At 59.9% G+C, this 24,058-nt stretch carries 21 protein-coding genes; 4 read left to right on the plus strand and 17 right to left on the minus strand.

The annotated features are described in order from the left end of the window. Positions 1-267: 267 nt before the first annotated feature. From recG to C6W91_RS03810, 4 genes are all read right to left on the minus strand, one after another. Entirely contained in the window at positions 268-2,358 is a 2,091-nt protein-coding gene (recG, locus tag C6W91_RS03795) for an ATP-dependent DNA helicase RecG (protein WP_370570442.1), read from the minus strand. Further along, a complete protein-coding gene (gene ligA, locus C6W91_RS03800) occupies positions 2,355-4,895 on the minus strand; it encodes an NAD-dependent DNA ligase LigA (RefSeq protein WP_370570443.1) in 2,541 nt (846 codons plus the stop codon). Before ligA ends, recG begins: the two co-directional genes overlap by 4 nt. Before the next feature lie 292 nt (positions 4,896-5,187). Continuing rightward, a complete protein-coding gene (ctrA, locus tag C6W91_RS03805) occupies positions 5,188-5,913 on the minus strand; it encodes a response regulator transcription factor CtrA (protein WP_065273438.1) in 726 nt (241 codons plus the stop codon). Positions 5,914-6,085: 172 nt separating this feature from the next. Next, positions 6,086-6,364, minus strand: a complete 279-nt coding sequence (locus C6W91_RS03810; RefSeq protein ID WP_065273437.1) for a DUF1153 domain-containing protein — start codon at positions 6,362-6,364, stop codon at positions 6,086-6,088. A 147-nt stretch (positions 6,365-6,511) separates the two neighbouring features. On the opposite strand from C6W91_RS03810, the gene mnmA reads away from it, so the two are divergent. Next, the gene (gene mnmA, locus C6W91_RS03815) at positions 6,512-7,657 is read left to right on the plus strand and encodes a tRNA 2-thiouridine(34) synthase MnmA (protein ID WP_274867532.1); all 1,146 of its coding nucleotides are present in this window, start codon (positions 6,512-6,514) and stop codon (positions 7,655-7,657) included. Here mnmA and lpxB read toward each other — a convergent pair. From lpxB to pyrH, 13 genes are all read right to left on the minus strand, one after another. Then, positions 7,654-8,811: a lipid-A-disaccharide synthase gene (lpxB, locus tag C6W91_RS03820; protein WP_274867533.1), complete on the minus strand. Its 1,158-nt coding sequence runs from the start codon at positions 8,809-8,811 to the stop codon at positions 7,654-7,656. The genes mnmA and lpxB overlap by 4 nt on opposite strands. Continuing rightward, on the minus strand, positions 8,808-9,599 hold the full coding sequence (locus tag C6W91_RS03825; RefSeq protein ID WP_274867534.1) for an LpxI family protein: 792 nt from the start codon (positions 9,597-9,599) through the stop codon (positions 8,808-8,810). Before C6W91_RS03825 ends, lpxB begins: the two co-directional genes overlap by 4 nt. Positions 9,600-9,603: 4 nt before the next feature. Next, positions 9,604-10,389, minus strand: coding sequence for an acyl-ACP--UDP-N-acetylglucosamine O-acyltransferase (lpxA, locus tag C6W91_RS03830; protein WP_274832145.1), 786 nt, complete (start codon positions 10,387-10,389; stop codon positions 9,604-9,606). A gap of 5 nt (positions 10,390-10,394) precedes the next feature. Next, positions 10,395-10,859 (minus strand): 3-hydroxyacyl-ACP dehydratase FabZ, encoded by a 465-nt coding sequence (fabZ, locus tag C6W91_RS03835; RefSeq protein WP_065273432.1) that lies wholly within the window; start codon positions 10,857-10,859, stop codon positions 10,395-10,397. 99 nt (positions 10,860-10,958) lie between these two features. Further along, the gene (locus tag C6W91_RS03840) at positions 10,959-11,558 is read right to left on the minus strand and encodes an OmpH family outer membrane protein (protein ID WP_370570444.1); all 600 of its coding nucleotides are present in this window, start codon (positions 11,556-11,558) and stop codon (positions 10,959-10,961) included. 91 nt (positions 11,559-11,649) lie between these two features. Continuing rightward, positions 11,650-14,055, minus strand: a complete 2,406-nt coding sequence (bamA, locus tag C6W91_RS03845; RefSeq protein ID WP_274867535.1) for an outer membrane protein assembly factor BamA — start codon at positions 14,053-14,055, stop codon at positions 11,650-11,652. A gap of 158 nt (positions 14,056-14,213) precedes the next feature. Then, a complete protein-coding gene (locus tag C6W91_RS03850; protein WP_274828005.1) occupies positions 14,214-14,339 on the minus strand; it encodes a hypothetical protein in 126 nt (41 codons plus the stop codon). Positions 14,340-14,483: 144 nt separating this feature from the next. Beyond that, the gene (rseP, locus tag C6W91_RS03855) at positions 14,484-15,833 is read right to left on the minus strand and encodes an RIP metalloprotease RseP (protein ID WP_274867536.1); all 1,350 of its coding nucleotides are present in this window, start codon (positions 15,831-15,833) and stop codon (positions 14,484-14,486) included. Positions 15,834-15,842: 9 nt separating this feature from the next. Next, positions 15,843-17,012, minus strand: coding sequence for a 1-deoxy-D-xylulose-5-phosphate reductoisomerase (gene dxr / locus C6W91_RS03860; protein ID WP_274867537.1), 1,170 nt, complete (start codon positions 17,010-17,012; stop codon positions 15,843-15,845). A 17-nt stretch (positions 17,013-17,029) separates the two neighbouring features. Beyond that, positions 17,030-17,803, minus strand: coding sequence for a phosphatidate cytidylyltransferase (locus C6W91_RS03865; RefSeq protein ID WP_274867538.1), 774 nt, complete (start codon positions 17,801-17,803; stop codon positions 17,030-17,032). Further along, entirely contained in the window at positions 17,800-18,558 is a 759-nt protein-coding gene (locus C6W91_RS03870; protein ID WP_065273427.1) for an isoprenyl transferase, read from the minus strand. The genes C6W91_RS03865 and C6W91_RS03870 overlap by 4 nt, the downstream gene beginning before the upstream one ends. 9 nt (positions 18,559-18,567) lie before the next feature. Beyond that, on the minus strand, positions 18,568-19,131 hold the full coding sequence (gene frr, locus C6W91_RS03875) for a ribosome recycling factor (RefSeq protein ID WP_065273426.1): 564 nt from the start codon (positions 19,129-19,131) through the stop codon (positions 18,568-18,570). Positions 19,132-19,343: 212 nt separating this feature from the next. Then, positions 19,344-20,090, minus strand: coding sequence for a UMP kinase (gene pyrH, locus C6W91_RS03880; RefSeq protein ID WP_065273425.1), 747 nt, complete (start codon positions 20,088-20,090; stop codon positions 19,344-19,346). A gap of 132 nt (positions 20,091-20,222) precedes the next feature. On the opposite strand from pyrH, the gene miaA reads away from it, so the two are divergent. The 3 genes from miaA (at position 20,223) to C6W91_RS03895 (ending at position 24,039) form a co-directional block, all read left to right on the plus strand. After that, on the plus strand, positions 20,223-21,101 hold the full coding sequence (miaA, locus tag C6W91_RS03885; RefSeq protein WP_274828000.1) for a tRNA (adenosine(37)-N6)-dimethylallyltransferase MiaA: 879 nt from the start codon (positions 20,223-20,225) through the stop codon (positions 21,099-21,101). A gap of 125 nt (positions 21,102-21,226) precedes the next feature. Beyond that, positions 21,227-22,048, plus strand: a complete 822-nt coding sequence (locus tag C6W91_RS03890; RefSeq protein WP_274827999.1) for a helix-turn-helix domain-containing protein — start codon at positions 21,227-21,229, stop codon at positions 22,046-22,048. A 320-nt stretch (positions 22,049-22,368) separates the two neighbouring features. Then, positions 22,369-24,039 (plus strand): ABC transporter substrate-binding protein, encoded by a 1,671-nt coding sequence (locus C6W91_RS03895; protein ID WP_274867539.1) that lies wholly within the window; start codon positions 22,369-22,371, stop codon positions 24,037-24,039. The last annotated feature ends 19 nt before the right edge of the window (positions 24,040-24,058 follow it).

Consider the following 24,058-nt stretch of genomic DNA (forward strand, 5'->3'; position numbering starts at 1 on the left):
AGATCCCGGAAGGTGCAGCGCCGCCACTAGCATGACCGTAAGGGCGCCCGCACCAATCGCGTCCTGCAGCAGGGTGGATTGGGCGTTTTGAAGGGTCGTTTTCAACTGTGCAATCATTATCGTTCCTCCGGTCAGTTCGCTGTGTTTGCGCTTAGGCGCGTTCTTGTTGCCTCTTTGTTCTCATTTTACGAACAGCAAGTAAAGAACTTTAAGAGAACATTTGCGAACTTTTTGGAACAAAACTGGTTTCAGTAGGAACGAAACAGACTAACCCACTGAAATTAAACGGAACGCCTGATCCTGCTTCATCAACCACAGCAGAACGCGTGCGGCCTGCCCCCGGGGGCCGGTCAGATCAGGGTCTTTGGCCAGCAGCGCACGCGCATCGCTCTGCGCCACGGCCATCAGCGGGGCCTGCCGTTCCAGATCGGCAATCCTGAACCGCGGCAGACCGGATTGGGCTGTGCCTATCATGTCCCCGGCACCGCGCATCTCCAGATCGGTTTCGGAAATGCGAAAGCCATCCTCGGTTTCGCGCAGCACCTCCAGCCGCCGGCGGCCTCCCTCGCTCAGCGGTGGCTGGTACATCAACAGGCAGGTGGATTCTGCGCTGCCGCGCCCGACACGCCCCCGCAGCTGATGCAGCTGGGCTAGGCCAAAGATTTCGGCCCGTTCGATCACCATGATCGAGGCATTCGGCACGTTGACGCCCACCTCGATCACCGTGGTCGCCACCAGAACCTTGGTCTCACCGCTTTGAAAGGCGGCCATGGCCGCATCTTTTTCCCCAACCGGCATCTGCCCATGCACGAGACCCACCACGCCTTCGCCAAGGGCGGCACGCAAGAGCTTGAACCGTTCCTCTGCAGCGGTCAGGTCCATGACCTCGGATTCGCCGACCAAGGGGCACACCCAGTAGCACTGCCGCCCTTCCTCAATGGCGTGGCGCAGGTGGCTGACAGTCTCTTCGGTCCGTTCCGTGCTGATCACAGCCGTCTTGACCGGCTTGCGGCCCGGGGGTTTCTCATCCAGCACCGAAACATCCATATCCCCGTACTGCGCCAGAGCCAGTGAGCGCGGAATGGGAGTCGCGGTCATCACCAGAACATCCGCGCCCATGCCCTTTTCGGCCAGTTCCATACGTTGACGAACGCCAAACCGATGCTGTTCATCCACGATGGCCAACCGCAAATCTGCAAAATGAACATCCTGCTGGAATACTGCATGGGTCCCGACCAGGATCTGGATATCACCTCGCTGTAGCGCTGCAAGCTTGGCCTTGCGCTCGGCGCCCTTGTCGCGGCCGGTCAACAGTTCCAGAACCACGCCTGCTTCTTCGGCCAGGGGGCGCAGCCCGTCGTAATGCTGCTGCGCGAGGATGCTGGTCGGGGCCATCATCACGCCCTGCCCGCCTGCCTCAACCGCAACCAGAAGCGCCATCAGCGCCACCAGCGTCTTGCCCGCGCCCACATCGCCCTGCAGCAGCCGGTTCATCCGCCTGTCCGAGGCCATATCGGCGGAGATTTCCTCAATCGCGCGGGTCTGCGCCCCCGTGGGGCGATAAGGCAACGCCGACAGCACACGGGATTGCAAACGTCCAGTGGCTTGGCTCTGGATGCCACGGGATTTGCGTTCGGATTGCCGGGCCAGCGCCAGCGTCAGCTGATGCGCGAACAGCTCATCATAGGCCAGACGCGCCCGCGCCGGAGCATCAGGCGACAGATCCTCCTGTCCTTGTGGCTCATGCGCGGTGGTGATCGCCGTACCCCATGTGGGCCAGGTTTCGCGCTTGACTTGCTCGGGGTCGATCCACTCGGGCAGATCAGGGACCAGATCCAAGGCACCGCGCAGTGCCTTGAACATCGTTTTCTGCGACACCCCATGGGTCAAGTGATAGACCGGCTCGAACTCGGGGATCGTCGCGGCCTCTTCGACTGGCACCATGTGATCGGGATGCACCATCTGCGCGATACCGTCGAACAACTCCAGCTTGCCCGACACCAGACGGCGCGATCCCTCGGGGCATTGCGCCTCCAGATAACGGCTGCGTCCGTGAAAGAACACCAACTGAAAATCCGTCTCCGCATCCGTCACCGTAATGCGGTAGGCGCCCCCGCGATTGCGCGGCGGCCTGTGGGCGCCGATGGTGACTTCAACCGTGGCAACGGTCGGCAGCTCCAACCCGGAAACCGTATCGCGACGACGGCGATCCTGTACCGAGTATGGCAATGAAAACAACAGGTCACGCGGCGTTTCTATATGGATCTGCTCCAGATTTTGGGCCGTCTTCGGCCCAATCCCTGGCAGTTTCTCCAGCCCTGAAAACAGGGGAAACAGGATCTCGGGACGCCCGCTCATGACTGTTCTATCAGCTCCAGCCAGCTGTCTTCATCCAGCACCTTGATCCCAAGATCTGCCGCCTTGGTTGCCTTGGAACCGGCCCCGGGCCCCGCCACAAGGATATCGGTTTTCTTGGAGACCGAGCTGGAGACCTTTGCCCCCAGCGCCTCGGCCCGCGCTTTGGCCTCGGCCCGTGTCATCTTTTCCAGCGTTCCGGTGAAGACGAGCGTCAATCCGGAAATCGGCGAACTAGTGTCGGCTGTTTGCTCAGGCGGCATAATCGAAAGCTGGGATAGAAGCCTCTCAACTGCCTGCATCTGCAACTCATCATGCGCAAAGTCGAATATAGAATTCGCAACTTCTCTACCAACCCCATCAACAGCCGTCAGTTCGTTCAACAGCTTGTTATCCTTAAGAACCAAACGACTGGTTTCGTAGGAAGCGTTCGCCCACTCTTCGTTCGCCAGATCGCGCGGCATACCAAACGCATCCCGCCACATTTTCTTCAGCTGGTAAAGATGAGGCTCTAAGTTGGATGCAAATTCATCTGGCCCCCCAAAATACTCATATGCTCTGTCCAACTTGTCTGGGTGCTTTTTGGAGTTTCGAAGAGCCGTAAAGAAAATCGTATCGGACGCTTCCCCTCTTGCAAGGCCATACAGTGCAAACAGCAATAACTGCCCTCCGAGGCCAGGAAACTCCTGTGCATCAGGCCATACCTGCATTTCCCGCTCACGTAGCAAGAGAGGCGTCTCCCATGGGCGATCGATTATCTCATTCGAACCTGTCATTCTTTGGCAAAGAGGACGCCAGAGGTTTTGTCGCTCGCAGAACAAATCGCGAGCAGCTTGTAGTAAACTCTCAATATCTCGCCAATATGCCGCAAGTTGCTTGGCCTGTTCCTCACCGACATGTCGAATGCCCAAAGCAAAGATCAGCTTGGCCAGTGGGATGTTCCGTTTTTCGTCTATAGCATCGAACAGATTGGTCGCAGATTTTTCCCCCCAACCTTCGCGGTGTTTCAGCTGTTGCATTCCGGCACCAAAGCGGTCCCGCAGGGTGAAGATATCAGCAGGCTCCTTGATCCAGCCAACCGCGTAGAATTGTTCGACCTGCTTGTTGCCAAGACCCTCAATATCAAAAGCGCTGCGAGATACGAAATGTTTCAGTTTTTCAATGGCCTGTGCGGGACAGATCAAGCCGCCAGAGCACCGGCGCACCGCATCACCCTCTTCGCGAACCGCCGGCGAGCCACATTCGGGGCAGACATTAGGGAATTCAAACGGCACTGCGCCTACGGGACGTTTGGACAGATCCACATCGGCGACCTTGGGGATCACATCACCAGCGCGATAGATCTGTACCCAGTCGCCGATGCGAATGTCCTTGCCGCCACGGATTTCTTCGCCCTTGGAGTCTAGCCCGCGAATGTAATCCTCGTTGTGCAGGGTTGCGTTTGAGACAACCACCCCGCCGACGGTCACCGGGGTCAGCCGCGCCACCGGGCTGAGCGCACCGGTGCGGCCAACCTGGATGTCGATGGCTTCGAGCCGGGTCCAGGCCAGTTCAGCCGGAAACTTATGCGCAATCGCCCAGCGTGGCGTGGTGGAGCGGAACCCCAGCCGCGCCTGCAGCGCCATGTCATTCACCTTGTAAACGACACCGTCGATATCGTAGCCCAGCGTGGCCCGCTGTTCCTCGATGCTCCGGTAATGCGCGATCATCTCGTCCACCGTCGGGCACAGCCTGGTCAGGGAATTGATGGTAAAGCCAAAGCTTTCCAATCGTTTCATCGCCTCGAACTGCGTTTCCGCAAGAGGTTCAGAGAGCTCACCCCAGCTATAGGCAAAGAATTGCAATGGACGGGAGCGGGTAATTTTCGGGTCCAGCTGACGCAAGGACCCTGCCGCCGCGTTGCGCGGGTTGGCAAATGTCTTGCCGCCGCGTTCTTCCTGCCGGGCGTTCAGGGCGGCAAAAGCCTCGTGGCTCATGTAGACTTCGCCGCGCACCTCCAGCACTGCAGGCGCATCTACGATCTGCTGCGGAATATCGGCGATGGTGCGGGCGTTTTCGGTGACGTTCTCGCCCACCGATCCATCACCGCGGGTGGCGGCCTGTATCAGCACACCGTTTTCATAGCGCAGAGAAAGAGACAGACCATCGATTTTTGGCTCGGCGGTAAAGCTGAGCGGAGTATCCTCGGACTGGCCCAGGTATTTTCGAACACTGCGGGCAAAATCTTCTACATCACTGTCTTCAAACGCATTTCCGAGCGACAACATCGGCACGCTATGCGCCACCTTGCCAAAGCCAGAGGCCGCGGGCGCCCCTATGGCCTCAAGCTGAGACGCCTCGTCCTTCAACGCCGGAAATGCTTCCGTCAAAGCAACATACCGCCGCTTCGCCGCATCGTATTCGGCGTCCGAAATGATCGGCGCATCTTCCTGGTGATACGCAAGATCGGCGGTTTGCAGTTTCTCCTGCAAGGCCAGGAATTCCTGGCGGGCGTCCTCTTTGGAAAGACTCTTCGGATCGCTGTCTTGGCTTTGTGTCACGCGTTTGCCCCGTCTTGCTTCAGACTCGGTGATAGGCCGCAGAACCTGCCACGTCCAGAGAAGCAAGAGGGCTTTGGCGTCCCATCAAACACAAAAAATCCCGCCGCAGCGGGTTGAGCCAAGGCCCGTACAGAACCTTACTCACGAAAATCAAAATTGGCGTGGCGCGCACATGGTAAATGGCGCAGCCACATGGTTAACGACACACGCCTTTGGTTAACAGCACATGCCATTATGATTGAGGGCAGACATCTGCCCCCAACAAAGAGTTACAATTCGAATGGGTCGCCGATCAGGCGCCGACTGCCATCCGTTGTTCTGCGCCACCACCGAGTTGATCGTCCTGCGGATCGCGCAGCACATAGCCCCGCCCCCAGACCGTTTCGATGTAGTTTTCACCGCCTGTTGCAGTGCTGAGTTTCTTTCTCAGCTTGCAGATGAAAACGTCGATGATTTTCAGTTCGGGCTCGTCCATCCCGCCATAAAGGTGGTTCAGGAACATTTCCTTGGTCAGGGTGGTCCCTTTCCGCAGGCTGAGCAATTCCAGCATCTGGTATTCTTTGCCGGTCAGGTGAACGGCCTTGCCGTCAACCTCAACGGTTTTTGCATCCAGATTAACCGAGATCTTGCCCGTCTTAATGATCGACTGGGAGTGACCTTTGGAGCGGCGAATGATCGCGTGGATCCGTGCCACCAGTTCCTCACGATGGAACGGCTTGGTCAGGTAATCATCAGCGCCGAAACCGAAGCCTTTGATTTTATTGTCTGTATCGTCAGCACCAGACAGGATGAGAATGGGCGTCTCAATACGTGCCATGCGCAATTGGCGCAGCACTTCGTGCCCGTTCATGTCCGGCAGTCCCAGATCCAAAAGGATCAGATCGTAATCGTAAAGCTTCGCCAGATCGATGCCTTCCTCGCCCAGATCCGTCGTATAGACGTTCAGGTTGGCATGGGTCAGCATCAACTCAATGCTTTTTGCAGTTGTAGGATCATCCTCAACAAGAAGAATGCGCATGTTCGTTTTCTCCGCCTGTATCCTGTTTCCCTCAGGTCGCTGTTAACCTTGCTGGAAAATAGTTAATGCCCCGTTACCATGATCGTTAAAACTCAACATCAAATCAACCGTTCGGTGTTGTTTTAGCACAAAATGGCACTGGGTAGGCGGAGCAAAAGGTTAGTATTAAGCACTAAGGCTTACGAAATTTCTTCAATTGGGTGGTTTTCAACGCTTCTTCGCCGTGATCGGCAACCGCAGCAACCCAGCTGCGGAATTCTTCTTCACTGAGACCATAAAGACGCAGTGCTTCCCCTTGTGGCAGCAATCCATAAAGAACGCCCCTCACCACCGAGGCCTTGCGCGAGGCAACCCAGCGTTTTGTCGTTTTGGGCGGAAGGTCCGCACGGGTCATAACGGAGCCGTCCGGCAAGGTCACAGCCCGTGGTCCATCTACTTTTTTCAAGAACATTGCTTTATCCTTGTGAGGATCTGCGTAATTAGCTTCGTGAGCAGGTTTCCCCCATTGTCCTTAATGGCGCGTGAACCACACACTTGAGAGTCGTTAGGATTTTCCTATATTCTGCAACGCCTTTCCCTTGAACTAAGGAGTCGCCCTATGGCGCTGGATACCGATGGCCCGCTGAATTCGCTTGGCTTTGCCAAACCGCCCTCGGAAACGCGGGTGGTTGTTGCCATGTCCGGCGGCGTCGACAGCTCTGTTGTTGCTGCATATTTGGCCGATCAGGGCTATGATGTGGTGGGCGTCACGCTGCAGCTTTACGACCACGGCGCGGCCCTGGCCAAGAAGGGCGCCTGCTGCGCTGGGATCGACATTCACGATGCGCGGCGAGTCGCCGAAGAGCGCGGGTTCCCGCACTATGTTCTCGACTATGAGAACATATTTAAGGATGCCGTTATCGATGAATTTGCCGACAGCTATCTGGCCGGGGCGACGCCAGTGCCCTGCATCCGCTGCAATGAACGGGTCAAATTCAAGGATCTTCTGGAGACCGCAAAGGATCTCGAGGCCGATTGCATGGCGACGGGTCACTATATCCAGCGCAAGATGGGCCCCAACGGCCCCGAGCTGCATTCGGCCGAGGATGCCAACCGGGATCAGAGCTATTTCCTTTTTTCAACAACGCCGGAACAGCTGGACTATCTGCGCTTTCCGCTAGGGCATCTGCCCTCCAAGGATGCCACCCGCGAGATGGCCTCCCGCTATGGGCTGGCGGTGGCCGACAAACCCGACAGTCAGGACATCTGTTTCGTACCTGATGGAAACTATGCCAGCGTGATCGAGAAACTGCGCCCCGGCGCGGCTGATCCGGGAGAGATCGTTCATGCGGATGGGCGCGTTCTGGGCAAGCACACCGGGGTGATTCACTACACCATCGGCCAGCGCCGCGGCCTTGGCATCGGTGGCCTCAGCGAGCCGCTCTATGTGGTGCGGCTTGATGTGGACAAGAAACAGGTGGTCGTCGGCCCCAAGGACATGCTGGCCACCCGAATCGTGCCTGTGCGGGAAATCAACTGGCTGGGCGACGAACCCTTTACCAGTCGGAAGGAATGGCATGTCGCGGTGAAAGTCCGCTCGACCCGCCCCCCGCGTGAGGCGATTATCCGTCCATTGTCCGAAACCACGGCCGAGGTTGAGCTGTTGACGCCCGAAGAAGGCGTATCGCCCGGACAGGCCTGCGTTTTCTATGACACCGAAAGTAGCCGCATCTTTGGCGGCGGCTGGATCTGGCGCGGCTACTAAAGGCGCGCCAGAACCGCGCGGGCGGCGCGCAGGCCCGGAGCCTCCCCGCCCTCGCCCAGACGCTCCATGGTGAGCCCCATGGCTTCCTGCTGCGCCTCAGGGTTGGCACGGACATCTGCCAGCGCCCCGGCGATCCGCGACGGGGTGCAATCTGGCCCAAGGCATTCCGGCACGACGCGGGTCTCGCTCACCAGATTGACGAGTGTGACCGTATCGATCAGGGCCATGCGCTTCATGATCTGCCAGGTCAGCCATTGGAAGCGATAGGCGATCACCATGGGCGTGCGTGCGGCGGCTAGCTCCAGCGACACGGTGCCCGAAGCCGCCAGCGCCAGATCCGCCGCGGCAAAGGCCGCTCGTTTGCGCGCCTCGGCAACAGCCGGGTCAAGACCGGTCGGGTCGAGCAACACAGTGCCCTGTGGCCAATCTTTGGCGTGCTGGCGCACCAACTCAGCCACCGGACCGGCGGTCGGTACCACGATTCGGTATTCGGGATAGGCCGCTGCGAAATCCCGCAGCGCGGCCCCGAAAACGGGCGCCAAGCGCCCCACCTCTGACCGCCGTGACCCCGGTAAGGCCAAAAGGATCGGCGCATCGCCAAGGTCACAGGTCTGGCGCAACGCGGCGATCTCTTCTGCTGTCGCCTTTGGCTCTGCTACTACGGGATGGCCGACAAAATCGCAGTCCATCCCGGCGGCTTCCATATAAGGCGGCTCGAACGGCAGCAGCGCAAGCACGTGATCGATGCAGGTGGCCATCTTCTGCGCCCGGCCCGGCCGCCAGGCCCAGACGGACGGTGCCACGTAATGCACGGTACGGATGTCGCTGCCCTGTTTCACCAGCCGCGCCACGCGCAGCGAAAAATCCGGGCTGTCGATGGTGATCATCACATCAGGGCGCATGGCGATCACAGCATCGGCGGTTTCACGGATACGGCGTTTCAGATGGCGGTATTTCGGCAGAACCTCGGCCAGGCCCATGACGGACAGCTCGTCCATCGGAAACCGGGACTGCAGCCCCTGCTCAGCCATCAGGGTACCGCCAACCCCTTCAAATGAAACATCGGGGGCTAGCGTTTTCAGCCCTTCCATCAGGGCCGCGCCCAGCCGATCCCCCGAAGGCTCCCCGGCCAGGATAAAGACCCGGAGGCTCATGCTGCGTCGCGCAGCCACAGGAACAGGCCCAGACGGTCACAGGTGGCAATCACCGCCTCCTGCTCCAGCACGATCACGCCTCCGGCCTCCAGCACGATACCGGACAGACCGGCTGCTGCGGCCTTTTCCACCGTCGCAGGGCCAATGGTAGGCAGATCGGCGCGCCGGTCCTGTCCTGTCTTCGGCGCCTTGACCATCACTCCGCCCTGCCCGTCCGGACGGCGGATCAAGGTCTCCAGCATCCAGTCGGTGCCAAAGACCGTTTCCACCGCAACCGCTTGCCGCGACCGCACCGCGCAGGACTGGCCAATGTCCGCCGCGCTCATCGCGGCAACGATTTCTGTTCCCCGGGCCGCGTCTGCCTTGTCGAGTTCACCTGGCTGAATACGGGTCGGCACCCCTGGCTGCATCAATAGATCCGGCGCCACATCATGCGCAGCCCGTACAGCAAAGCCTGCTGACTCAAAAAGCTCCATGATCGCCCGCAATGCGCCGTCATCCCCTGCGCCAAGCGCAGCCTGCAACACCGGCACCATCGGCAAGGTTTCGGCATCGATGGCCGCAGGATCAATGGCCGGGCGCGACACGCCCCCCGCCAGGCAAATCTCCGTTACGCCTGCGGACTTCAGCCGGGCGAGGAAACTGCCCAGCTGTTCCAGCCGAAAGGTGATTTCCGGATCAAGCGCATCCGGCTCGGACCCCGCCATGGAGCAGACCAGCGGTCGTTCGGACAGGCGATTGCAGATTTCAAGCGGCAGCGCACCGCGCCCCGCGATCAGAGCGATCATGCGATCATCCCCCAGGTGTCAAAAACGACCGGTCGCTTGCACCGGTGATAAAGGCGATGATTTCCTGCACATAAGCGCTGTCGGTTTCCTCACCAAGGCGCCGGGCGCGTTCCTGAAAGGTGCCCTCCCCCTGTGCCAGCATCTGGAAGGCGGCGCGCAGGGCGGTGATATCTGCCCGCGACACACCGCGGCGTTTCAGGCCGACAAGGTTAAGCCCGTCCAGCTCTCCGCGCGGGGCCTGTACCAGCCCGTAGGGGATCACATCATTTGTGACCATGGTCACCGCGCCGATGATAGCGCCGCGCCCAATACGCACCCATTGGTGGATACCCGAAAGACCACCGATGATCACATCATCCTCGATCACGCAATGACCTGCGACGGCGGCAGAATTGACCACGATCACCCGATCCCCGATCTGCGCGTCATGGGCTATGTGGCAACCGGCCATGAACAAGCCGTCATCGCCGATCCGGGTCACCCCGCCGCCACCTTCGGTACCGGCATTGATGGTCACATGTTCACGGATCCGGTTGCGCGCACCGATCACGGTCCGGCTTTTCTCTCCCTTGAACTTCAGATCCTGCGGAATCTCACCGATCACTGCGAAGGAGAACACCGTCGTCTCTGCGCCGATCTCGGTTTCGCCGGTGACCACCACATGGGATTTCAGAACCACCCCTTCGCCAAGGGTGACGTCAGCGCCGACCATGCAGAACGGGCCGATTTCGCAGCCCTCACCAATGGTGGCGCCCGGTTCGATCACCGCCGACGGATGGATCTGGCTCATCGCGATCAATCCTTCTGAATGTCGACCATGGCCGAGAATTCAGCCTCGGCAGCGGTTTCGCCATCGACCGAGGCAACGCCCTTGAACTTGAAGATCTTGCCACCTTTCTTCCCGCGCAGGGTTTCGACATGCATGTCCAGGACGTCGCCCGGGATCACCTTGCGGCGGAATTTGCACTTGTCGATATTCATGAAGTAGATCAGCAGGTCGGTATCGACCATATCCATGCCCACACCCAGCATGACGCCAGCGGTTTGCGCCATCGCCTCGACGATGGTCACGCCCGGCATGATCGGCGTGCCGGGGAAGTGGCCCTGAAAATGCGGTTCGTTCATGGTGACGTTCTTGATCCCATGCGCCGAAGTGTATCCGTCGATTTCGATCACTTTGTCGACCAGCAGGAACGGGTAACGATGCGGCAGAATGCGCTGGATCAGGTGAATATCGGCACTTTTCAGATCGGCGGTCATGGCGGGTATCCCGTTTTTTTATATGTCCTGCGTCACTACCAAGCGGGAACGGTCTGGGCAAGCGCACCGCGCCGATGTCAGGCACCGGTCAGACCTGTTTCACTGGTCAGACGACTGGCTTTCAAGGTCTGCCCCGTCTCCCAGAACGGCATCGATGCGCGTGATCGCAAGATCCGTCACATCCGCGGCCTCAGAGCTGAGGAAAACCGAAGAGTTATCCAGAATGGCACCGGCGCCGCTGTCACGCATGATCCCCTGAAGGATGGGCAAAGAGGCTACAAAGAACTCCCGGCGGGCTGTTTCGCCCATTTGAGTGATCTCGCGCAGTTTTTGATCCTGCGTGCGCCGGGTCTCCTGCACCTTTTTATCAAAGGCATCCGCAAGCGTGCGAAACGCCTCGGGCTCCATAGAGGGCCGCCGCTGAGTCAGGTCCTGCTCTTCGGCGCGCAGCTCTGCTTCGATACGGCGGTTCTCGGCGGTGAGCACGGCACCTTCGGCTTCCAGCTCACGCGTGACACGCTGGCCAAAGGCGCTTTCGGAGAAGAGACGGTCGGGCTGAATCGTCAGAATGCCACTTTGCGGCGCGCCAATCTGCATTTCCTGGCCGAGAGACAGATTGAAAGGCGTGGGTGTTCCAATAGCCGTTGACTGGGCCAAAGCTGTTCCAGCGGTCAAAGGCAGGCACAGCAACAGGCCCATAACAAGCCCCCGGCGCGCCAGATAAAGGGGCGCCGACCAGCCGGTCGGCGCCCTCTTTGATATACACGTCGGCCTTGCCTGCATCACCGGGTCAGAACCGGGCCTGCAAGGTCAGATCGAAACTTTGTTCCTTGTCAAAGTCTTCTTTCTTGACCGCATTGGAAAAGTTGAACCGCAACGGGCCAAAGGCCGTCGTCCAGAGGACGGAAAAGCCGACCACGTGCCGGAAAGAGCCGTTACGGCCGACGACGAAACCACCGCTGGCCGGTGTGTCCACGTCCTGCAGGCCCCAAAGGTTGCCGACATCGTAGAAAAGACCACCGCGCAGCCCCAACTCCTCAGGCAGGCCCAGCGGGAATTCGGCATCAAAACGTGCAACGGCATAGACGTTGCCGCCGAGGAAATCGTCGTAACTTCCGCCATCAGCCCGCGGCGCAGTATCCCGAGGCCCGATCCCGCCGGGTTCGAACCCTCGCATAACGCTGGGGGTCAGAACAAACCGGTCAATCGAGCGGCTGTAATCGTCGCCCATCCAGTGCAGCGAGCCCGTTTCCAAAGTCGCCCGAAGCGTGACTTCCTCGTTGAGGATCTTGCGCTGTGCGACCAGCTTCGCCGTGGTTCTGAGGTATTCGCTATCCCCGCCAAGCCCGGCATAATCAGCGCCCACCTGCATGGTGAAACCGATATTGGGGTCGAGTCCGGTTAGACGGCTGTCATAGGTATATGTGAACCCAAGGGAGCTGGACGTTTTGCTGCCTTGATTGATCTCACTTCTTATCACAGGGCCCGCCACAGGGTAGGTCCCTCCGACAAAGCTCACGTCATCGCGGCGGATCATCTCACTGTCGGCCCAAGTATAGCGCACTTCCAGAGTGGTATCTTCGGTCACATTGAAGGTCAGCGCGGGACGGAAGAACGCCCGGGAGGTGTCATACTCCGCATAGCTAGAATCGGTTTCGGACACACCAAGGTCCAAATCGAATTTCAGATCGCGTCCCAGCAGATGCGGCTCGGTAAAGCCCAGAACGTACTCTTCCGATTCCTGAGCCGTCGCGATCGAGAAAGACAGGCGTTGACCGCGGCCCAGGAAGTTGTTCTCGGTCAGGCCAACGTTGACCCCAAAGCCGTCGTTGACAGAGTATGCGCCGCCAAGGCTCAACGAACCGGTCGGTTGCTCTTCGACGTTCACGTCTACGATCACCTGGCTTTCGGAGCTGCCCTCCCGGACGTCCACGTCTGATTTGGCAAAGAAGCCAAGCGCACGAATCCGTTCTGCGGCATCCCGGATTTCACGTGGATTGAAGGGGTCGCCTTCGACCGAGCGGAACTTCTGGCGGATCACCCGGTCCAGCGTTGTCGTGTTGCCTTCGATATCGATGCGTTCGACGAACACACGCGGCCCGCGCACCATTGCGAATTCAACATCCAGCGTCAGATCGCGGTCGTTGCGGGTCACCCGCGGCTCAACGCGCAGGAAATCAATCCCCTGACGCGTTGCCAGCGTTTCCAGCATCTCGATGGAACGTTCAACAATCAGCGGCGAATAGGTCACGCCCGGTTTGACTTTCAACGCAGAGCGGTAGAGGTCAGCATCGGCCTCAGCGATTTCGCTGGTCACCGAGATATTGCCGAACTCGAACTGCTGGCCTTCGGTGACATCGACGACCAGATAGACGGCGTCACGCTCCCGAGTGACTTCGGCGTTGGTGCTGTTGACCCGGAAATCCACATAGCCGCGCGACAGGTAGAAATCGCGCAACACCTGCCGGTCAAACTGCAGGCGGTCCTCGATCAGCGTGTCCTTGTTGATGAAGGTCCGCAAGAGACCAGCCTGCTTGGTTTCCAGAACCCGGCGCAGACGCCGATCCGAATAGACCTTGTTGCCGACAAACGAAACGCGCTCGACTTCGATGGTGTCGCCTTCGGCAATCTCAAACACCAGATCGACACGATTGTCGCTACGGCGGATGATGCGCGGCGTCACCCGCGAGGCCAAACGTCCCTGCGCCCCATAGGCGGCAGCAATGGTCTCGGCGTCCCGTTCCGCCTGCGCGGCGCGGAACACGCGGCGTGGCGCGGATTCGATCAGCTCGGCCAGCTTGTCATCCTTGATCCGCCGGTTACCTTCGAAATTGATCTGGTTGATCGTCGGGAACTCTGTGACCTTGATGATCAGAGAGTTGCCGCTTGGCACCAGTTCAACGGTTTCAAAAACACCGCTGTCAAGAATACGCTGATACGCGTCATTCAACTGGCCAGCGCTGACCGGTTTTCCCCGTTCCAGCGCCGCATAGGACACGATCGTATCCGATTGGATGCGCTGATTGCCCTCCACCCGGACCAAATTGAACTGGTAGCTTTGCGCCGATGCGAAACTGGGCGTCAGGACAAATCCCAAGGCAACAGCCAATACGGCGCTCGATACGCTTCTATACAGTATATTGGTGCGTTTTGTGCGCACACCGCAGGATGTACCCACGACCTTCCCCCGAACCATCAGTCATAATCCGATTTTTTAAGCAGCTTTTAACTGTGCGTACCGGGTTTACTGACCGTTGTCAAAACTAAGAAATCACTCCGGGGCATGAAGATGCGCACAGACTGAGCACGGGTGACCGACGCGTTGCGCAGCGCAAACGCCGCATCCCCATGGTTTCAAAGGGATCCGAACCAGGCACCCGCAGTCAGAGCGAGAAAAATCGTCACGACCGACAGTGCGCGATCCCAATTCAGGCGCATCAAAAGACCCAGGCCATTATCCGTACTCATCAGAGCGTGCATGGTGACTTCCTTTCCCCAGTCGATGCCGCGCGCAAGGCTGCGCTGCGGGCGTAGCAGATTGAGAAAGGGTTAATGCCGGAATATGGCGACAGTTGGGCACCTGCCCCTTCCAGGAGGCGGGCGCCACAACAAGTGCGTTAAATTTTAACAGAAAAGATCGTTGCCGAGTGCAAAGACCATCAACGACAGAATCATCGCAATGCCAAGGGTCATCAGGATCCGCATGACTCCATCACTGGGCGGACGCCCTGTGACCGCCTCATAGGCGTAGAACACCAGATGCCCCCCATCCAGCGCTGGCACCGGGAAGAGGTTCAGGAGGCCAACAGCCGTCGACAGAACCGCGATGAAGCGGATGAAGCTGACCGCGCCCTGGCTTGCCATTGCGCTGGAGGTTTCCGCGATCCCGATGGGCCCTGACAGGTTACAGGTGCTGATGGCGCCGGTAATCATATGCGTCAGGCCCGAAATCGACATGTCGATCACTGACCAAACCTGCGACGCCCCTGCTACCAGGGATTCGCCGACGCCGCCCACTTCGGTTGCGGGCTCAAAGGCCTGACCGCCGACCACACCAATCCGCCAACGGGTCGCGAAACTTCCGTCGGGCTGCGGCTCATCCGTGCGACGTGGTGCCAGCGCAAGCTCCAACTCCTGCCCTTGCCGCCAGACATCCAACAGCAGTACGCGGCCATCGGCCTGTTCGACGGTCTGCTTAAGCTGATCGAAGGCAAAAATCGGTTCTCCATCGACGCCGGTGATGACATCTCCGGCCTGAAGCCCGGCATCCGATGCAGCGCTGCGCGGCGCAACGGCCCGCACATGCGGCGGCGACAGGAACGGGCCCTGAACCGAGACCAGCTGACCATCCCGGCGCACCTGATACTCCATCGGCTGCACCATCGGCAGTTGGTCGCGGAATTCCCCCCAGGACATGGCTCCGGCCTCGTCCGGGATGGCAACGCCCTCGATTGCGACCAATTCGTCGCCTTCGCGCAGTTGGTTTTCGATGCCGGGCAGCGGCACCAAGGTGCCGATAGCCAGCGGATCGCGCAGGGTTCCCTGCGTCATCGCCAGAACCGAGAAAATGATCACTGACATCACAAAATTGAACACCGGTCCGGCAGCAACCGTAGCGCTGCGCGCCCAAAGCGGGGCACCGTGCATGGTCTGGCGCAGGCGCGTCGGATCATTGGCCGCCGCCTCCATCGCGCCGCTGTCCTTGCCCGAAGCCGCATCTGCATCGCCAAGGAATTTCACATATCCCCCAAAGGGCAACAGCGCGATCTGCCAGCGGGTGCCGCGCTTATCGACGCGGCTGAACAACACCGGACCAAAGCCCAGCGAAAAAACCTCCGCATGGATACCGGACCACCGGCCAACGATGTAGTGGCCGTATTCATGCACGGCGACGATCACCGAAAGCGCGACAACAAAACTGCCGATAGTGTAGAGAAAGCCGCCAAACTGCGGGAGTAGGGTCACGATATCCAAGTTCTTACCTTATCTGCGTTCCGCTGCGGCGCGCTCTGCCTCTTGTCGGGCGAGATGGTCAATCTCAGTGACGTTATCAAGGGTCATTGCGGAATCAATAAGGCCGCTTTGTGCCTCCATCCGCTCCAGAACCGCGGCCGTTACCTCGGCCATTTCGGTGAACCCGATCTGTCCCGCGATGAACAGATCCAGCGCCTTTTCCTTGGCTGCGTTGAAGACGGCACCCATCAGACCGCCGCGCTGCATTACATCAAAGGCTTGCTGTAGCGCCGGGTACCGCGCCGTATCCGGAGCCGTGAAATTCAGCTGACCGATTTCCGCCAGATCGAGCCGCGCAACCGGCAGGTCCTTTCGCTCGGGCCAGTGCAGCGCGTATCCAATGGCATGGCGCATATCTGGTGCGCCCAGATGCGCCATCAGCGCACCATCGCGAAAGCCAACCAGCGCATGCACCATCGATTCGGGATGCACCAGAACCTCAACCTGTTCTGGCGCGACACCAAAGAATTCTTTGGTTTCAATAACCTCTAACGCCTTATTGAACATTGATGCGCTGTCGATGGTGATGCGCTGCCCCATGTCCCAGTTCGGATGAGAGGACGCCTCGGCTAGGGTTGCCTTTTGCAGATCTTCCAGCGGCCAGTCGCGGAACGCGCCACCGGATGCGGTGATGATGATCCGCTCAACTGCTGAAATCTCTTCACCGACCAGCCCCTGAAACACCGCCGAATGTTCGCTATCCACCGGCAAGAGCCGGGCGCCATGTCGCAGCGCGGTCTGCATCAAAAGGCCACCTGCACAGACCAGCGATTCCTTGTTGGCCAGCGCCAGCGTGGTGCCCTGCTCAAGCGCCTTGAGACCCGGCGCAAGACCGGCGGCGCCAACGATGGCCGACATGATCCAATCCGCCGGACGGGTTGCCGCCTCGATCAGGGCAGCCTCTCCCGCTGCGGCCTCCACGCCACTGCCCTCCAGCGCGGCGCGCAGATCCGGCAGGCGCTCCTCATAGGCCGTTACCGCAATATCAGCCTTGAGCGCGATGGCATCCGCCGCAAGCCGGGCAATATTGGCACCGCCCGTCAGTGCCACTACGTCATAGGCGCGCAGATCGCGCCGGATCAGGTCAATGGTGTTCTGCCCGATCGAGCCGGTGGCGCCGAAGATAGAGATTTTACGCATGGTCATGCCCTACAAGGCTATCCCAGAAATGTCACGAAGATCAGGAAGGCCGCCGCCGCCCCGAGCATCCCGTCGAACCGGTCAAAAAGGCCACCGTGACCGGGAATAAGCGCGCTGGAATCCTTAACGCCGGTCTTCCGCTTAAGAGCGCTTTCCGCGATGTCGCCCGCTTGGCTAGCCATCGACATGACAACCGACAGGACAATCGCGCCCATGCCCAGCCCCGAGGCTTCGCTGAAAAAGGCCCCGACAATCGCCGCAGCGATCCAGCCAGCCGAAGATCCGGACCAGGTTTTCTTGGGGCTGACACGCGGCCAAAGCTTTGGCCCGCCGATCATCTTACCGGCAAAATAGCCTGCTACATCGGTGGCGACGACAACGCCGATCAGCCACAACAGCCAAGGGGCCCCCATTTCATTGCGCAGCCATACAAAGGTAAAGCCGGCGCAAACGATCCAGAGACCAAACAAGCCAAAACGCAGGCGGGCAGCAACAGGCAGTTGAAACATACCGCCAAGAATAGGCGAAACCAGCAAGGGCATACCCCAGACCGGCGGCAGCAGGGTCGCGCCCAGCACCGCAATGGCTGACATTGCCCCCAGTTGCAGCGCCTGTCCGGTCTTTTCGGGCGCCAGCATCCGGACAAGTTCCCAGATCATGCCACCGCAAGCGGCAGCGATGAGCAGCGCAAACCAGATGCCACCCAGCCAGATTTCCACGGCGCCTACCACAAGCATGACGACCGCAGACAGCAAGCGCGGCATCAGGTCGGACCAACGTCCCGCGCTCATGTCTTCACCGCGCCAAAACGTCTGTCACGGGCGCCATAGCCCCGGCACAGGCGCCCCAGTTCTTCGGCGGTGAAATCCGGCCAGAGCGTGTCGATGAATTCATACTCCGCATAGGCAGACTGCCACAGCAGGAAGTTGGAAATCCGTGCCTCACCGCTGGTGCGGATCACCAGATCGGGATCCGGCAGCACATGGGTATCGAGGTATTTCGGCAGGGTTTCCTCGTCCACATCGTCAGGAGATAGTTTTCCAGCCGCAACATCCTGCGCCAGCCGTTTCGTGGCGCGGGCCACCTCGTCCCGCCCGCCATAGTTCAGGGCAATTGTGAGATTGGTGCCGTCATTACCTTTGGTTTCCTCTTCCAACTGATCCATCAACTGGATCAGCTTGGCATCAAGCCGCACCCGATCCCCGATGAAACGCACCCGCACATTACGTGCGGCCAGCGCCTTCATCTCCTTGGAGATATAGCGGCGGAACAGGCTCATGAGGCCCGCGACCTCGACCTGCGTCCGTTTCCAGTTCTCGGTCGAAAAGGCGAATATGGTCAGATACTTGATGCCCAGGGACGGGCAGCATTCGACGATTTCCCGCACCCGTTTGGCGCCTGCGTGGTGCCCGAACAGACGCGGGCGGCCACGGGACTGTGCCCACCGGCCGTTGCCATCCATGATGATGGCAACATGGCGTGGGCCCTGCCCCGTGCCGTCTTCGGACGCGCCCTCGGAAGGCGCCGTGTCGGTATTGCTGACCATATCCGGGCGTCAGACCTGCATGATTTCGGCTTGCTTGTTTTCCAGCGCCTCATCCACGGCCTTGATCATCGCGTCGGTCAGATCCTGAACTTCGCTTTCCCAGAACTTCTGGTCGTCCTCGGACATGCCGTCGGCCTTGGCCTTCTTGATCTGATCCATGCCATCGCGGCGCACGTTGCGCACCGACACACGGGCGTGTTCAGCGTATTGGCCGGCAACCTTCGTCAGCTCGCGGCGGCGTTCTTCGTTCAGCTCCGGAATCGGCAGCATGATGATGGTGCCGTTCAGCTGCGGGTTGATACCAAGGCCGGATTCCCGAATCGCCTTTTCCACTTTACCAACAAGGGATTTGTCCCAAACGTTGATCGTCACCATGCGCGGCTCCGGCACGTTGACGGTGCCGACCTGGTTGATCGGCGTCATCGAGCCATAGGCATCTACCATCACCGGATCCAGCATCGAAGCCGAGCCACGGCCGGTTCGCAGCGAGGCAAACTCGGTGCGCAGGTTGGCCATGGCGCCATCCATGCGACGTTTCAGATCGTCGGTATCCAGTTCAAAATCATCAGACATTCTGCTCTCTCCCCTGACTTGAGGCGGTCTTTACACCGCTCATAAGCGATTGTCGCAAGATTGTATAGCAATCTCGGCCCGCTGACGGCCACTCTGCCCGATGGCAGAAGCTAGCCACAGCGTTAATACCGGCTCGCAACCCCTTGCATAAACGAAAAGACGCGCCTCCTGCCGGAACACGCGTCTTTTGCCATTTTCAAACCACCTGCGGCTCAGCCCTGAACCTTGGTGTAGGTGCCTTCGCCAGCCAGAATACCGCGGAACCCGCCTGGCTCATCCAGCGAGAAGACAATGATCGGCAGGCTGTTGTCGCGCGCCAGAGCAATCGCCGAGGCATCCATCACGCCCAGACGTTTAGCTAGAACATCGTCATAGCTGACGGTGTCATAGCGCTTGGCGTCGTCGAACTTCACCGGATCCTTGTCATAGACGCCATCGACCTTGGTGCCTTTGAAGATCGCCTCGCAGGCCATTTCATTGGCGCGCAGCGTTGCCGCAGTGTCGGTGGTGAAATAGGGGTTGCCGGTGCCGGCCGCGAAGATGCAGACCCGCTTCTTCTCAAGGTGGCGCACGGCGCGGCGGCGGATATAGGGCTCGCAGACCTGATCCATCGGAATAGCGCTGATCACCCGGGTGAAGACGCCAAGCGATTCCAGAGCGGCCTGCATGCCAAGGGCGTTCATCACGGTCGCCAGCATCCCCATATAGTCAGCTGTGGTGCGTTCCATGCCCTGCGCAGCGCCGGACAGGCCCCGGAAGATATTGCCGCCGCCGATAACCATGCAGATCTCGACGCCCATGTCGTGTACCGACTTAACCTCTTTGGCGATCCGCTCCACGGTCGGCGGATGCAGGCCAAAGCCCTGATCCCCCATCAACGCCTCCCCAGAGATTTTCAGCATGACACGTTTATAGGCAACGGCCGAAGTGGCGGCCGGTGTTTCGATTTCTTGGGGCATGTTGCGCTCCGGAATATGACGGGGTTAATTTGCGCCGCAAAATGAAGCAAATCACCGGCAGGATCAATGCAGGCCAGGCGCCTTTTCTTCCCCGGAGTATAACAAATCCGCCCTCGGTGAGGACAGGCTGACATGACAGAACTTCGCATCGATCCGGATAGGCCTGTTCTGATCGCTGGCCCAACGGCCTCAGGGAAATCCGCGCTCGCGCTGGAAATTGCGGAAAAACAAGGCGGTGTGGTGGTCAACGCCGATGCCAGCCAGGTGTTCGACTGTTGGCGGATCGTTACCGCCCGCCCTTCTGCCGAAGAAGAAGCCCGCGCGCCGCACCAGCTTTATGGGCATGTGGCCTATGATGCGCCCTATTCCGCCGGTCACTGGCTACGGGAGGTGGTGCCGCTGCTGTCAGGAGCGCAGCGGCCGATCATCGTCGGCGGAACCGGCCTTTATTTCAGTGCCTTGACCGAAGGTATGGCTGAAATCCCGCCCACACCTGCAGAAGTCCGGGCCGAGGGCGATTCGATGTCGCTCGAAGACTTGCTGTCGGCGCTTGATCCCCAGACCGCGGCCCGCATCGATGTGCAGAACCGTGCCCGCGTGCAGCGCGCCTGGGAGGTGCTGACCGCAACGGGACGGGCGCTGGCCGATTGGCAGGATGACACCCCGCCGCCGCCCCTGCCGCTTGACGCCTGCAGTGCGTTGGTGCTGGAAAGCAGTAAGGACTGGCTGGAGGCACGCATCCGCAAACGGTTCCGCGCCATGCTGGATCAGGGGGCCATGGATGAAGTCGAGGCCATGCGAGATCGGTTCGATCCCAAACTGCCCTCCTGCAAGGCGATCGGCGCGCCGGAACTCATGGCCTATGCCACTGGCAGAATGACGCTGGAGGAGGCGGAGGAAAGCGCCGCGATTGCCACCCGCCGGTTCGCCAAACGGCAGCGCACCTGGTTCCGTGCCCGCATGGAGAAATGGCGGAAAATCTCCCCCGAGATCGGCTATCAGCTCAGCTAAACGGCAGGTGCAGGTAAGAGGCACAAATTTATCAATTTTTAACCTTCTTCGGCAGGAACTTGCCAGAATCACATTTTCATGCGCTGTTACATCGATAAAGTTTAAGTAAATCTATGTAACATCTCATGCCATTCGACCCGAAACCAGCCGAAGATCTTCACGTTTCGCCGCTTTCGCGTCTCTACCCAGACGGTCCTTGGCAAACAGAACTTGCGCATGATCGCGCCGAGCATGTGCTGATCTGGATCACACGCGGACAGGGTCGTTTTCTGATGGATGGGCACCGGCGCGGGTTTGGCGCGCATACGGCGCTGTTCTTTCCGGCCGGCAATCTGTGGTCAGTGGAATTCGGACGCCAATGCCTGGGTCAGGCCCTGATCGTGCCTGCCACCGCGCCCGTGTCGATGCCGCCCGAGCCGCTACACCTGAAGTTCAACGACCCGGTCGAGCAAGCGCGTCTCAACAGCCTGCTTGAGGCGGTGTCGGTCGAACAATCCACTCATCCTGCCTTGTGGCGCCGGGCCATGCAGTCCTACACCGATCTGATCAGCATCCAGCTGCGCCGTCAGCCCCCCTCCGGCCCCCTGCCCCCGGTGAAACCAAACGCCGCGCGGCGCCTGTCACAGGCCTATTGCAAGCGGGTGGTAACCTATTTCGACGAACACGCCAGCATGGCGGATCACGCCGCTGCGCTGAACGTGACGCCGACCCATCTGACCCGGGTCTGCAAGGCGGAAACCGGCAAGACTGCCGCCACGCTGCTGACAGAGCGGCAGCTTCACGCGGCCCGCAGCCTGCTGATTTCAAGCGATCTGGCCATGCGCGACATCGCCGCCCAACTGGGGTTCGGCAGCGCCGCCTATTTCACTCGCTTCATCACCCAGCACACCGGTGAGACACCAAGCGCCCTGCGCAAGAAGGCGCGCAAAGCCGCTATTCCCCAGTAACGTTCCAGCCTCTGCCCGCGACCTGCCGTCGTGAGTCGGCCCAGGCCCCCGTTTGCACCTCAACCCTGCGGAGAACTGGGCACTTCTGCCCAGTCCTGTGGCGCGACCCACCGCGAATATACGAAAACGACGCAAAAAAGGTCGCTTTTCTGCCGTATTCCGCCGAATCTGTGCATTGACCTAAGCCGCCTTATGAGGCCGAATAGGTGCGTGAGACGGCGAAATTCAAAAATAGCACCTTTCCGGACCGCAATCCGGACATACCATCGCCACCTCGAGGCAGGGCCAAGCGTCCTGTTGGTGCAAACAGGGAGATCCGTATGAACAACGATACCACCACCGGCGCGCCGATCCACTGGGCCGCCCAGATGCATGCCGAGGAAGTCAAAAACGGCAAACTGAGCCGCCGTGAATTCCTGGCCCGCTCCACCGCACTGGGCGTCAGCGCCGCTGCTGCCTACGGGCTGATCGGTCTGGAGACCCCGGTGCAGGCCGCTGCACATGCCCAGAAGGGTGGCACCCTGCGTATGCAGATGGAGGTCCGTGCGCTCAAGGATCCGCGCACTTTTGACTGGACGCAGATCGCAACCTTCACCGCTGGCTGGCTGGAGTATCTGGTCGAGTACAACAGCGACGGCTCTTTCGGCCCGATGCTGCTGGAAAGCTGGAGCGCCAATGCCGATGCGACCGAATACACCCTGAACGTCCGCAAGGGCGTGAAGTGGAACAACGGCGACGATTTCACTGCCGAGGACGTGGCCCGCAACATCACCGGCTGGTGCGACAAGAGCGTCGAAGGCAACTCGATGGCAGGCCGCATGGCATCGCTGATCGACGAAGCCACTGGCAAGGCCGCAGATGGCGCCATCACCGTGGTGGACAGCCACACCGTGATGCTGAAGACCAACACGCCGGACATTACCATCATCCCCGGCATGGCGGACTATCCCGCAGCCATCACCCATGCCAGCCATGACGCCGCAACCATGCTGGAGAACCCGATTGGTACCGGTTACATGCTGCCCGAGAGCATGGAAGTCGGCGTCAAGGGTGTGTTGGTGCGCAACGAGGACCACGAGTGGTGGGGCTACGCCGCTGGCAAGGGCGGCCATCTGGACCGCATCGAGTTCATCGACTACGGCACCGATCCGGCCGCCTTCCTGGCCGCCTTCGAGGCCGAAGAAATCGACATGAACTGGGAGTCGGTCGGTGAATATGTCGACATCTTCGACAGCATCGGCCTGACCCGCTCGGAAATCCCCTCCGGCTTTACCATCGTCATCCGCCCGAACCAGCTGGCCGAAGTCGATGGCATGAAGCCCTATGCTGACAAGCGCGTGCGCCAGGCCCTGGCCATGGCAGTCGACAACAACGTCTGCCTTGAACTGGGCATGTCCGGCTACGGCATCCCGGCAGACAACTGCCACGTCGGCCCGATGCACCCGGAGCACGACCCCAGCGTCACCCGTATCCCCTATGACCCCGCCAAGGCCAAGGCCCTGATGGACGAAGCAGGCATGGGCGATTACGAGCACGAGCTGCTGTCGATCGACGATGACTGGCGCCGCAACACCACCGATGCGGTGGCAGCCCAGCTGCGCGATGCAGGCATCAACGTGAAGCGGACCATCCTGCCCGGTTCCACCTTCTGGAACGACTGGGTGAAATATCCCTTCTCCTCGACCAACTGGAACCACCGCCCGCTGGGCACTCAGGTTCTGGCACTGGCCTATCGCTCGGGCGAGGCCTGGAACGAAAGCGGCTTTGCAAATGCCGAGTTCGACGCGCTGCTGGCCGAGGCCAACTCGATCGCAGATGCCGACAAGCGCCGCGAAGTGATGGGCAAACTGCAAGCCATCATGATCGACGAAGGCGTCACCATCCAGCCTTACTGGCGCACCGCCATGCGTCACCACCGGGATACCCTGGTCGGTGTCGACAAGCACATTGCGGACCTGCCCCAGCTTTACAAGTGGGCTCTCAAAGCCTGACCTGGACCTGCACGGGCCG

The sequence above is a fragment of the Phaeobacter sp. SYSU ZJ3003 genome (assembly GCF_041300735.1).
Lineage (GTDB): Bacteria > Pseudomonadota > Alphaproteobacteria > Rhodobacterales > Rhodobacteraceae > Phycobacter > Phycobacter gallaeciensis_A.